The organism is Bacillus aerius (genome assembly GCF_029894105.1).
GTDB lineage: Bacteria > Bacillota > Bacilli > Bacillales > Bacillaceae > Bacillus > Bacillus altitudinis.
The window spans coordinates 3463432-3475792 of the sequence record NZ_JARYHO010000001.1; the positions used below are offsets into that span (position 1 = coordinate 3463432).

The 12361-nt window shown below is 43.1% G+C and carries 14 protein-coding genes and 1 pseudogene; 6 read left to right on the forward strand and 9 right to left on the reverse strand.

The features are described 5' to 3' along the window. Positions 1-17: 17 nt before the first annotated feature. Both M2353_RS17985 and M2353_RS17990 read right to left on the reverse strand, forming a co-directional pair. The gene (locus M2353_RS17985; protein ID WP_284725835.1) at positions 18-1430 is read right to left on the reverse strand and encodes a capsular polysaccharide export protein, LipB/KpsS family; all 1413 of its coding nucleotides are present in this window, start codon (positions 1428-1430) and stop codon (positions 18-20) included. A gap of 6 nt (positions 1431-1436) precedes the next feature. Beyond that, positions 1437-2207: a glycosyltransferase family 2 protein gene (locus M2353_RS17990; protein WP_039165390.1), complete on the reverse strand. Its 771-nt coding sequence runs from the start codon at positions 2205-2207 to the stop codon at positions 1437-1439. 175 nt (positions 2208-2382) lie between these two features. Between M2353_RS17990 and M2353_RS17995 the strand changes: the two genes are divergently transcribed. The 3 genes from M2353_RS17995 to M2353_RS18005 all read left to right on the forward strand — a co-directional run bounded on the left by M2353_RS17995 (position 2383) and on the right by M2353_RS18005 (position 4572). Continuing rightward, positions 2383-3057, forward strand: coding sequence for a YIP1 family protein (locus tag M2353_RS17995; RefSeq protein WP_072367312.1), 675 nt, complete (start codon positions 2383-2385; stop codon positions 3055-3057). A gap of 223 nt (positions 3058-3280) precedes the next feature. After that, complete coding sequence (gene gerQ / locus M2353_RS18000) at positions 3281-3823, forward strand: spore coat protein GerQ (protein ID WP_284725836.1); 543 nt, start codon at positions 3281-3283, stop codon at positions 3821-3823. A 131-nt stretch (positions 3824-3954) separates the two neighbouring features. Beyond that, entirely contained in the window at positions 3955-4572 is a 618-nt protein-coding gene (locus tag M2353_RS18005; RefSeq protein ID WP_019743221.1) for a cupin domain-containing protein, read from the forward strand. A 42-nt stretch (positions 4573-4614) separates the two neighbouring features. Here M2353_RS18005 and M2353_RS18010 read toward each other — a convergent pair whose 3' ends face one another. From M2353_RS18010 to M2353_RS18020, 3 genes are all read right to left on the reverse strand, one after another. Then, complete coding sequence (locus M2353_RS18010; RefSeq protein ID WP_003215282.1) at positions 4615-4986, reverse strand: DUF423 domain-containing protein; 372 nt, start codon at positions 4984-4986, stop codon at positions 4615-4617. Between the two features lie 67 nt (positions 4987-5053). After that, on the reverse strand, positions 5054-6364 hold the full coding sequence (locus M2353_RS18015) for a purine/pyrimidine permease (protein WP_041507947.1): 1311 nt from the start codon (positions 6362-6364) through the stop codon (positions 5054-5056). 33 nt (positions 6365-6397) lie between these two features. After that, entirely contained in the window at positions 6398-6730 is a 333-nt protein-coding gene (locus M2353_RS18020; RefSeq protein ID WP_008343634.1) for a YwdI family protein, read from the reverse strand. Between the two features lie 172 nt (positions 6731-6902). On the opposite strand from M2353_RS18020, the gene M2353_RS18025 reads away from it, so the two are divergent. Then, positions 6903-8261: an aldehyde dehydrogenase gene (locus tag M2353_RS18025; RefSeq protein WP_284725837.1), complete on the forward strand. Its 1359-nt coding sequence runs from the start codon at positions 6903-6905 to the stop codon at positions 8259-8261. Positions 8262-8287: 26 nt separating this feature from the next. On the opposite strand, the gene M2353_RS18030 is transcribed toward M2353_RS18025, so the two are convergent. Together M2353_RS18030 and M2353_RS18035 are read right to left on the reverse strand one after the other, a co-directional pair. Further along, entirely contained in the window at positions 8288-8974 is a 687-nt protein-coding gene (locus M2353_RS18030) for a uracil-DNA glycosylase (protein WP_284725838.1), read from the reverse strand. Further along, positions 8971-9798 carry a glycosyltransferase family 2 protein gene (locus tag M2353_RS18035; protein ID WP_045033842.1) on the reverse strand — a complete coding sequence of 276 codons (828 nt, stop codon included), beginning with the start codon at positions 9796-9798 and terminating at the stop codon, positions 8971-8973. The genes M2353_RS18030 and M2353_RS18035 overlap by 4 nt, the downstream gene beginning before the upstream one ends. A gap of 127 nt (positions 9799-9925) precedes the next feature. Between M2353_RS18035 and M2353_RS18040 the strand changes: the two genes are divergently transcribed. Both M2353_RS18040 and M2353_RS18045 read left to right on the forward strand, forming a co-directional pair. Beyond that, positions 9926-10231, forward strand: coding sequence for a general stress protein (locus tag M2353_RS18040; RefSeq protein WP_008343646.1), 306 nt, complete (start codon positions 9926-9928; stop codon positions 10229-10231). Positions 10232-10357: 126 nt separating this feature from the next. Next, positions 10358-11167: a bifunctional hydroxymethylpyrimidine kinase/phosphomethylpyrimidine kinase gene (locus M2353_RS18045; protein ID WP_284725839.1), complete on the forward strand. Its 810-nt coding sequence runs from the start codon at positions 10358-10360 to the stop codon at positions 11165-11167. 45 nt (positions 11168-11212) lie between these two features. On the opposite strand, the gene M2353_RS18050 is transcribed toward M2353_RS18045, so the two are convergent. Together M2353_RS18050 and M2353_RS18055 are read right to left on the reverse strand one after the other, a co-directional pair. Further along, positions 11213-11839, reverse strand: a complete 627-nt coding sequence (locus tag M2353_RS18050) for a carboxylesterase family protein (protein ID WP_284726016.1) — start codon at positions 11837-11839, stop codon at positions 11213-11215. 212 nt (positions 11840-12051) lie between these two features. Continuing rightward, positions 12052-12294, reverse strand: a pseudogene (locus M2353_RS18055) (chitobiase/beta-hexosaminidase C-terminal domain-containing protein); the annotation flags it as partial. Positions 12295-12361: the final 67 nt, after the last annotated feature.

The following is a 12361-nucleotide window of genomic DNA, read 5'->3' on the forward strand; positions in this document are numbered from 1 at the left end:
CTTGCACACCCCTATCTTCATCTCTGAAAATCCACGCCTGTTTTTGTTTTGAGCAGAGAAAGCAGAACATCGGTCGATTGTGCATGCGGATAATGCTCTTGAATGAAACGAGCACCTTGCTGTTTCGCCAGCTTCATTTCTTGTTCATCCGATAAAATACGGATCGCTTTCTCGGCCAACTCAATAGGGTTTTCCATGTGGCAGCTGCCAAGCGACTCGTAATAAGGGTATCTTCTGCCTTCTGTCATTTTTCCAATCAGTACACTCTTTTTAAAGAGCATTGCTTCCAGACCAACTGTTGATGTGAGCGTTATGACCATATCCATATACGGCAGGAGGTCATACAAGTCGATCTCTTTTTTAATTAATCTCACATGGTTCCCCGCACGTTCAATCGCTGTGTAGTCATTTAAACGATTTCGAGCGATTTCCCACGGATGCGGCTTCATAATCAGCTGAATGTCTTTCCGTTTTGCAATTGTTTTAAGAACATCACCGTAAAAGGCTTCTGAAAACGGCTGTGTTGCCACGAGCACAGTCTTTTTGGCAGGATTGAAGTTCAATTTACGAAAGACCATTTCCTGTTGAAGCGGTGTTCGCTCCTGCACCAAATCAAATCTCGGGTGACCTGTGATCTCCACCTGCTCAGGCTGACAGCCTTTGTCTACATACCAGTCCTTTTCATATTTTCCAAACACTCCGTGGCAGGTGGTGAAAATCGGTAAAAAGGCTTCGTCTCCCATGAGCGCACCGTGCTGAAGACAAATACTTGTGAGATGGCGCTTCACGGTTTGCAAGGCGAGCACACGGCTATATGCATCCTCCGTCGTACCAACTACGACAGCTGTGATTGGCTGCATCTCAAATAGCGTTTCTATTTGGTCAATCACATCAATAAATTGCACAATGTCCTTCCGAAGCTTTTCTCTAAAAAAGACATTGCCAAAGACAGGATGCTGGGCGTAAGGTTTCAATAGAGCATTTGCTTTTTCAATATATTCAACATGGGCTTCTTTATTAACCTCTCCGGCTAATTCCGGCTTGCTGATCACCGGTAATCCGAAATAATCAGCCTTCTTCCAGCGTGCGAGCACCACTGTTTGGTTCGGATGGAACCGCATGTAATTTTGTTCAGTAAAACGCAGGTGTTCAAAGTGAAGCAGCACCTTTCCATGACTCGGACGATAAGGGGTACGCTTGATCTGCTGTTTATGCTGATCAAAAAAGGGCTGAATGTCTTGTGGCTTTGGACAAGTCGTTGTCAGCTCTTCACCAAACGCCTCATCTTCCATACGTTCTCTTACTTCAGGGCTGATGTATTTATAAAAATTACTGATTAATCCAAGGGGTATGTGGCGATAGGATAAGTCTTTCATCAGATTCACATACTCAAAGTACACCTGCCAATAATGATGAATATAATGCGACACTTAAGGTCACCTCCCATGTCTTTGTTTTAATATATGGCGGAGCTCCCTGCAGGTAGACTGCGGAGGAAGTGCTTGAATAAAATCGCTTTTCTCATCTTCTGCCAACTGATAATGAATAGACTGTTCTGTGATGTAGTTTGTATCCAATACCTCATCAAAAGGGTAGAACGGATAAAAGTGATTTAATCTAAAAAAGAACCGCGCATCCCCTATTCGATAAAAATGCGGACTCTCGTCCCAGTAGGATCCAAACTCAGCTTGAATCTTTGTTAAAATGGATGCACGATGTACAACTGAACAGTGATCAATAGCACAAGGTGCATTCCACTGCACTGTTTGCGCAGGTCGAATCGTTTCCTTTACTGGCTCTTTTTCGCTATTTAAATAGATAACTTTTGAACTAGAATAGACAATATGTTCATTTGGACGAGCATCTAAATAATTCGTGAGCTTCTCTAAACGGTCTGGTGCATAGACATTGTCATCTGTGGCATAGGATATATACTCGCCCTTTGCCTGTTCTAATGCTTGATTAATGAGGACGGCATAGCGTGTTTTCGCCGTTCTTTCCTCCAGCGTTTTCACCCCGCTTTGGATAAAATGGATGCGTGGATCTTTACGGAAAGGCTCAATAGCAGCAAGGGTTTGTTCGTTTGATCCATCATCCATGATAAAAAGTTCAAAGTCTGACAAGGTCTGCTGCAGCACCGCTTCAATTGATCTGCCAACGTAGGCCGCTTTGTTGTAGCTCGTCATAATGACCGTTACTTTCGTCAATGTTTTCACCTCGGTCTCTTTTAAACTATGGTTATCATATGTGTCTCCTCTTAAAGAGACTGTAGAGTGACCTATTTTTTATATAATTGGATTTTTTTCATGATCTATCTTTGAAAAACGTAAAAATTTTGGTAATATAAGTAATCATTTATGTGTATTAAAGGAGTAAAAAACATTGGAGTATATGAAGAGTGATCTCTCCCAAGAAGAGGAAGCAAAAGGTTTTTTTCGATTCTTTAAAATTTTTGTCGCGACAAAAACGATTATTCGCTCATATGAACATACCTCTATTCCCATGTGGCTGATGATACTCCTTGCAAGTATCGCTGGTACTAGCTGGATGTACGAAGGGTATTTTAGTGAGTATATGGGCAATCATATTCCATATCCTTTTATTCTGTTACACGGAGCAGGTTTTGGTATTTTAGTAGGCAATTTTCTTCTATTTTTCGGTTCATTCATTTTACAGTGGTTAGGGCGACTGTTTTTTGGCAGTAAAGCGCCGTATCGAGATGTGCTCAAAGCTTGCACACTGACGGTCATTTTTCCTTCCACCTTATTTGCTCTTACTTGGATTTTTACTGTGGGGTTGCTTGGTCCGTATACATTTGTGAAAATCTCACCCTATTTAGACCAGTACTATGAAGTTTGGTATTATCTCAGTGTTTTACCACTGGTTGATGCGTATACCAAAGCATGGATATTTGGGATGGCTGTTTTAGGCCTTGTTGCTGTGATGAAGCTGAGAATATGGCAGGCCTTTATCATTGCCATCACACCGATCGCCTTATTTTTTCTCATCATGACCCTTCTCTATGACGTCCAGCGGGCTATGAATTGGTTGATGTAAACAGGCATTCCTTAGATTGTTGGAAACCTTTGCAGTCTAGGCAGTACGAATACGGGGCTTGTCTGAATACTGAGGAACTGCACAAAGCAGTTCCTTTTTTTCGTTCAATGTACATATTCTCTCTTCCTGTCTCATAGTGTGAAAGAGAAAAAGAATGCTATGGAAACAACAGGCGCTTTTCTGCCTTCTGTTTAGAACACCATGAGGAAAGAGGAGGAACGTTATGAAATTGAAAAATCAATTTGGGCAAGGTTCGGGTTTCGAAGGTCAAGATTTTCGCCAGCAACAATATGGAGCAAATCCGTATCCTGCGCAGCAGATGGGTTATTCAGTCCCTCCCCAAACGCAGGGTCAAATGCAAGGTCAAATGCAGCAGGGGTATTCGCCAATACCGTCTACTGGTACTTCACAAGGAGGCCAAGGTGGGCAAAGTGGCGGGCAGCCCTATCAAATTCCTTCTGGACCGATTTATCAGCAGAACGTCACCGGTCAGCTGCCGCTTGAGCAGTCCTATATTGAAAATATTTTACGATTAAACCGCGGCAAAGTAGCCACGATCTATATGACGTTTGAGGCAAGTAAAGAATGGAACTCTAAGATTTTTAGAGGGGTCATTGAGGCCGCAGGACGTGATCACATTATCATTAGTGATAACAAAACTGGGACACGATACTTATTGTTAACAATCTACCTTGATTACATTACGTTTGATGGGGAAATTCAATATGACTATCCATACTCGATGTCTACGTATTCTCCGAGATAACCTCAAGGTCCTATCAGCAGCAAGGTGCAGACGCCCTTGCTTTTTTCTTTTGTCTAGTTTTTTGACACACCTTCGGGGGAAGGCTCATAAGATGCCTAGTAGTTTTTATTAAACGCCTAGAGGTGACATCAATGACTGTTGAGCTGGATTATACATCGCCGAATGTCAAATATTCATTTGACCTGAACCAAAGCCCCCTTGTGAAATATGACCAACACAACCTGATTAATGTTTTAGGAAAAAAACAATTAAATTCGCTCGATCAAGTATCTCTGCTGGATATATATTTGAGTAAAAGCAAAGTAGTAGAGCCTCATTATCATCAAAATGCTGCCGAGCTTGTTTATTGTATCGCCGGCTCTGCTGCTGTATCCATGCTGAACCCTTTTACAAAAAAGCTGTCCACCTACACCATTACCCCCGGGCAGGTAGCCAATGTGCCACAAGGCTGGTGGCATTACGAAGTCGCCTTGCAGGACAAAACCCATTTGTTAGCCATTTTCAACGCATCGACGCCAGAAGTCATCTTAGGTTCAGACCTTCTAACCCTCACGCCTTCACACATCATGGCACATACTTATTGCATGAACGAAACGCAGTGGAAGCAGGCGACGCAGCCTGTGAAACCTGGTGTGTTTATCGGACCTTTCTGCCACCGGGAGGAAGAGACACAAACGCACCCTGTCCCCCCTTCCCACTATGTACCTTATTATCAAGCACCTCCGAACTATTCTCCTTATTGGAGTTAAGAAAAAAAACCGATGCCCCTATGAGAGCATCGGTTTTTTCTCTTATAAATTTTTTGCTGCTGCAATCACTAGCATGATCCAAGAAGCGATAAATGCCACTCCGCCAATTGGTGTAATGGCACCTAGAATCTTCACCTGAGTCAAGGCAAGCACATAAAGGCTTCCTGAGAAGAAAAGAATGCCTGCCAGCATCACCCAGCCAGCGGTCGGCACTAGGGAAACACCTGACAGCTTATCTGCCAGAAAAGCGACAATAAATAGGCCAATGGCATGGAACATCTGATATTGAACCCCTTTATTCCATATCTCAATATACTTTTCAGGAATTTTCCCTTCCAGTCCATGTGCACCGAAGGCTCCAAGACCAACCGCAAGCATGGCGTTAATGGCACCTAATATGAAAAATAGTTTCATTCGTCATTCTCCTTATCTCATCAATTATGTTTATCATAGCTCGGGTCTTATCCAACATTCAACTTTCCTATGATGCTGACACAAGATTGTCGGATTTCTTCTTCTTTCGCAGTAGCACTTGATCGACCACAATCGCAATCAGTGTGCCAAGCACAAGACCATTGCTCAATAAAGAAATCAGCACAGGATGCATGCCTTTCAATGCCCCCTGCGGCACAAACATTGCGCCCACACCTGCTAAAACAGCGATGCCAAGCACAAATCGAATGCGCGGGATGTCTTCTTTTTCATACTGATCGAATTCAGACATAGCAATCCCAATCATAGAAGAGAACACCACAAAGTTCACAGCCAGCCCCACAGGAGAAGGCAATGCAGAGAAAAAGCTCATCAATAATGGAAATAAACTAATGAGGACAATGAGCAGACTGCCAATAAAAAATGGCTTTCTCGATGGAATTTTGGTTGTTTGTATAAAACCCGCTGCCCCTGAAATAGGGACAGGCGCAATCGCACCAATCAGTCCGCTTAGCAAATGACCAAATGCGGCGACAAAACCAGCCGGTCTGGCTCGTTTCCGCTCACGCAGTTCACCAAATGCCTTCACGGAACTTTCCACAATTCGAATACTTGCCAGCATATTCACAATGAGTAAGATCGTAATAAAAAAGGACGTGACAAGCAGTCCACTGTCAAAGACTGGCATGCCAAACGGAAACAGTTTTGGAAACTCAATGATCTGCTCAGGAATGCGAACAGGCTTCGCTAGTCCGAGTAAAGCAAATAACAGCCAGCCGCCTGCAAGTGCGAATAACACAGAAAACTGTCTTAAATAATGCCATTTTGAGCGGCTGATCATGAAGGTGATGACAATAATCAAGATTGATAGACAAAAGACAAGCCCATCTACCTGATTTCCCCGATAGCCGATCCCCATCAGCCCTTTCATGATTGGCTGACTTAACTGCACAACAAGTAGCAGCAAATAAATACCTGTGACAACCGGCGTAAATAAAGACGCGAGCCAATTAATGATTTTAAAGAGACTAAAAATAAAAAAGAACGCAGCACTAAAAATTAAAGCCCCTTGTAATGCTTGCAAGGTTTCAGGATATGTAGCAAAAATCGTCCCTGTCATGCCTGCATAAAGGGTATATACCCCCCACCACAGCCCTGCTGGACTTTCATTGATCGGCAGCATATGACCACATAAACACTGCACCATCGCCACAAGTCCAAGTGAAAAGAATGTACTCTGAATCAGTTCCGCCGACTGCACTTGATTTAATTCAAATGCTTGTGCAATCGCAATCGGCACAGCAATAGAAGCTGCGATAAAAAATGCCATCCACTGAATGGCGCCCAAAAATAGTTTCAACCCGATCACCTTCCCTTTGTCGTGACAAGACCATTAAAAATCAAAAATAGAGTCACCGTTGCCATCTTTCTCTTGTTGACCCTCTTCTTTATGCTGAAATTTCTTTGCACCGCTAGTGCCCATCAATTTCTCTAGCATGGCTTGATCCGTAGACACAGCCGGTGCAGATGGTGTCTGTATAGATGGAGGTGGTGAAATGACCGAAGACTGCGGCATTTGCACCTGTGATGATGTGTCGAGAATGACATCACATAGTGAAGAGATGACCGCCGCTTGACGTTTCACCTCTTCATCATTTCCACTTTGTTTTGCTTTTTGAATGGCTTCCTCCATTTTTTGAAGCAGACTTGATATATGAATATTCAAGGGTAGACCCTCCAATCTAAAAAATTCGTTTTCCAACATTATTTTACCAAATGAACAAACCGAATGGGTTCATTTTTTCAAAGCTGTGTGCTTCTGATCCTCTTATTTGACCCTTACCCAAGATTCACACATAATAAAAAAGAAACAATATCGTCTTTGAAAGGACTGAAAGATGAGCAAACTCACTGAACTCATTCACAAACAAAAAAACGTGCAAACACCAGCTGTTCAAGATCGAATCCGTCTTCTTAACGATTTGAAAAAAGCCATTAAACATCATGAAAAGGACATATTACAAGCCTTAGCCCATGATTTACATAAATCCGAACAGGAAGCCTATACAACAGAAATTGGCATGGTATATGAAGAGATCAATCATACCGTCAAACATCTTCACAAATGGGCCAAACCATCTCGCGCGAAAACACCCCTGACCCATATCGGATCGAAAAGTATGATCATGAAGGAACCGTACGGAAGTGTTCTGATTATTGCCCCTTGGAACTATCCTTTCCAATTGGCCCTTTCGCCATTAGTTGGAGCCATTTCTGCCGGTAATGCCGTTACTTTAAAACCGTCAGAATTAACGCCGCACGTCTCAAACGTGATTGGTACGATTGTGGAAAGCGTGTTTCAAAAAGATCTTGCAGCGGTCGTTGAAGGCGGTGTGGATGTCAGCACAGAGCTTCTGAAACTGCCTTTTGATTATATTTTCTTTACTGGAAGTGTAGCCGTCGGCAAAGTCGTCATGGAAGCGGCCGCAAAACATCTCACACCTGTCACACTTGAGCTCGGCGGAAAAAGTCCATGCATTGTCATGCCTGATGCAGACATCAAGCTCGCTGCGAAACGAATTACTTTTGGTAAATTCACGAATGCTGGTCAAACATGCATTGCACCAGACTATTTACTTGTTCATGAATCGATCAAAGAGAACCTATTGCGTGAAATGACGACCTGTATCCGTGATTTTTACGGGGACCAGCCTGAAACAAATCCGCATTTCGGAAAAAATGTCAGCCAGCGTCATTTTGATCGGCTTTCACAATTTCTCTCAAATGGTACGATTGTGACAGGTGGACAGCGTAATGAACAAGAGCTCAAAATCGCACCGACCATTCTAGATCACATTACATGGGAAGATCCTGTGATGCAGGAGGAAATTTTCGGACCTATTTTACCTGTCATCACATTTGACTCTCTTCAAGAGGCAGCTGACATGATTAAGGCAAGACCGAAGCCGCTCGCTCTTTACTTATTTACAACAAATAAAGAAACAGAGGACTATATTCTAGACAACCTCTCATTTGGCGGAGGCTGCATCAATGATACGCTGATGCATGTCGCCACTCCATACTTACCATTTGGAGGCGTTGGTGAAAGTGGTATCGGACGATATCATGGAAAAGAAAGCTTTTTCACCTTTACACATGAAAAAAGTGTCCTGCGCCAGACCAATCGCTTTGATTTTTCTTTCCGCTATCCAAATGCGAAAAACGGACTCGACATTGTCCGCAAATTTTTAAAATAAACAGGACGAAGGGATTTTCCCTCGTCCTATTTTGATTCGATGTCCTTGATACACCAGTTGATTTCATCGATCCCCATTTGCTTTAAATAGGCGTTTACTTTTGAGAACGGACGGCTGCCAAAAAAGCCGTTTCTTGCAGAAAAAGGACTTGGATGAGGTGACTCAATGATGTAATGCTTGCTTTGATCAATTCGTTCTTTTTTATTTTGCGCATGTCTGCCCCAAAGCACAAAAACGACTGGCTGTTCTCGGTCATTCAGGACGTCGATGACGCGGTCTGTCACACGTTCCCAGCCTTTGCCTTTATGCGAGTTCGCTTCCCCTTTTCTTACAGTGAGCACGGTGTTTAACAGCAAGACACCCTGCTCTGCCCAACTGACAAGCGAGCCATGGTTAGGGACCGGACAACCGAGGTCATCCTTTAGCTCCTGAAAAATATTTCTCAAAGATGGCGGATGTTTGACACCAGGCTGAACAGAAAAGCTTAATCCGTGTGCCTGTCCTAGGCCATGATAAGGGTCTTGTCCCAAAATCACGACTTTCACATCTTCATACGACGTCAAATGGAGGGCACGATAAATGTCATCTGGCTTTGGAAACACGATCTGCGTACGATATTCTTCCTTTACCCACTCACGTAATTCCTGATAATATGGCTGTTCAAATTCACTTTTCATCACAGCCCACCAGCTATCATTTAAAAATGGCTTCATTGCGGTTGTCCTCCTTCTGTCTGCTGTGCCAATCTTGAGATCATCGGTTTTCCATCCCATACAATCTCACTCTCTGATTCTCGTTTTTTCATCGCTGGTTCTTCTAATAGGACAGCAAAGTTCGCTGTCGGCAAATCACCCAACCCATGCTTTTCACTCAGGTCATCTAAGTAGGTCTTCCTTGTTTCACCAAGATCACTCGACTGATTGCCCCCACCATCAAAGAACGCATAGATCACACTGGCAGCTGGCACTCGTTTGGCTCGTGCATGCTGCGTAACACGCAGGAAAAAGTCCCAGTCCCAATAGTGATGCATCGCTGGATCAAAATAGCCAATCTCATCGTGAATGCGGCGTTTGTACATACTGCCAGAAGGAACATATGTAGAAAAAACACGCATGTCCTCAATGTCCGCTGTATAAGCAAACAAACGTCTTGATACTGGAAAACGAGTCGCACCTCGTTCTTCAAACGAAACAATTTCCGCATCCGAAAAGACAAAATCAGCGTCTTCCAGCGCCTTGCTCATACGTTCAATATGACAAGGTGTAAAATAATCATCGTCATCACTCAGCATAATGACGTCACCTGTCAGCTCCCGCACCCCAACATTTCTTGCGTTCACATGCTGGACATTCTCATCTAAATGAATCAAGCGGATTGGCAGCTCTGGATAGAGTTCCTGAATCACGTCCACTCGCTCTCCTGCATCATTTACGACCACAATTTCAAAAGGCTGTACGCTTTGTCTCGAGATGGATTCAAGCAGTTCACACAATGCGCTCAGCCGGTTATGTGTCACAATTAATAAAGAAATCTTCATATCGGCCTAACTCCTTTAATAGATTCGTCTTTTTCATTAAAACATAAATCGGCTTTCTTCTCATGATATAAAAGACGGTTTGATTGATCGAGAAAATGGGAATTTTTGATGAAAAGGAGTGATGATGATGGAATTTTTCACAGTTGAGAATAGTAAAGAAGCCAAACAGACGATCGAACAGATACAGTCAGCAAAGGACGATGTGTTTGTTTTTGCGTATGACCCCGAACGCTCTGATACCGTTACTGAGTATACGGAAGCAAAGAGCATGACAGCTGTCGATCAAGGGATTTTAGATCAGATCGCCAATGTCATTCGCACCAGGGATGATGAACTGATGGCCAAAATGATGTCGACCGGCGCCGATCAAGAATTAGCCTTAACGCTTTTAGAGGAGCTGAAAAAAGGAAAATTGGTGATTTGTAAAAGATAAAGAATGAGGCGTTCCATGAAGAGTGGAACGCTTTTTTATGCCGTTTCATTGTGATAAATGGAAAAGCTGATTATAATAAGGGGTAGAACAGTAACTGTTACACATCACATTGGAGGTTCAGCAACTATGTCTATGAATAAAGCACTCACCATCGCAGGTTCGGATTCAAGCGGCGGTGCAGGTATCCAAGCAGATTTAAAAACGTTTCAAGAAAAAAACGTCTATGGGATGACAGCTTTAACCGTTGTCGTTGCAATGGATCCTCATAACAACTGGGATCATCAAGTGTTTCCAATCGATACATCAACAATCCGCGCGCAGCTCTCGACGATCGTGGAAGGCATCGGTGTAGATGCGTTAAAAACAGGTATGCTGCCAACAGTTGACGTCATTGAACTCGCAGCTGAAACGATCAAAACATATGAGCTGAAAAATGTCGTCATTGATCCTGTTATGGTATGTAAAGGTGCGAACGAAGTCCTTTATCCAGAGCACGCTGAAGCATTGCGCAAAAAGCTCACACCACTGGCAACAGTGATCACACCTAACCTTTTCGAAGCAGGTCAATTAAGCGGCATTGGCGAGATCAAAACGATGGAACAAATGGAAGAAGCCGCAAAACGCATCCATGAACTTGGTGCAAAGTATGTGGTCATCACTGGCGGCGGTAAGCTAAGCCCAGATAAAGCGATTGACTTGCTTTTTGATGGACAAACCTTCGAACGCCTTGAAACAGATAAGATCGACACAGAATACACACACGGCGCAGGCTGCACATTCTCAGCCGCAGTCACAGCTGAACTAGCCAACGGCTCAGACGTGAAAGAAGCCATTTATGCAGCAAAAGAATTCATCACAGCTGCCATTAAAGGCTCGTTCCAACTAAACGAATACATCGGACCAACGAAACATTCCGCACATCGTTTGGACAAATAAAACAATAAAAACCGATCCGCCGCTTGGGTGAATCGGTTTTTTTGTTTATCGTAAGCTGAGTCTCTGTGCAAATAACCAATCTGTTAAGCCTGGCGTCTCATAAGCAGGCGTCCATGATGCATGATCATACCCATACTTGCTTGCATACTCGGTATAAATCGGTCTTCCACCAGCTGTTTGAATAGCTTGAATTGTATTTCTCGCATAACTGATAGGAATAATGGAATCATCCTCTGCATGAAATGCCCATATTGGCTTGTTCGCTAAAATTCCTGCCTTACTTGGATCTGCACCCCCCGCAATAGGAATCATCGCTGCAAACAAACGAGGATATGTGATGTTCAACTGATACGAGCCAAATCCGCCTTGAGATAAACCAGTCGCATAAATCCTTTTCTGATCAATCTTATAAGAAGTTAACACATGCTGAAGCACATCATACGCTTTGTGTAAATCTGGTGAAAATTGAAACACATTTGTCAGGTCGATTTCATTTTGCGCATTTCTTGTTAAAGCAAAACCCCCATCCACAGCATTTCGAGCCTGAGGTGCTAGTACGTATGCAGGATGTTTCTTTTGAACTTCAGGAGAAGCCCATAAAACTGCACCATCATTTGCAAGTAACTGCTTTTGATTATCAGTCCCCCGCTCCCCTCCTCCATGTAAGAACAGAACAGGACGAGAGGATAAGCTTTACCCCTCTTATGATTTTTCGGAATGTATAACCGATAAGGCATTCCTTGATATTCAAAAGATAAAAAAGATGAGGCAATGTCCTCTCGTGTGACAAAACGATAATTATACGTAGACGTAGCAAGGCGATGCCTATTTTTGTAAACGCTTACTTTTAAAGTCGTATCGGTATCAATTTGAATAGGCTTTGTATATCGCTGACTTTGAGTTGTCGGCTGGCTGCCATCTGTTGTGTAATAAAGAGAAGCTTTTGGCACCTGAGAATGGAGTGCCACCTCTTGTGAGCGATAATATTGACCAGATGGTACGGAGGCAGTAGGTGTAAAAAATGATGTGTGTTGCGTTCGGGCAGATGAAACGGAGGGATGAAGAAAACTCATAGAAAATAGCACAATGATAAAGGTGAGCAGACATTTCTTGGTTGCATGGTTCATATCGTTCCTCCTGTATATGCTCAGATGAATTTTTATTTATTTTGTATCATGACAAAAGAAATGTCAA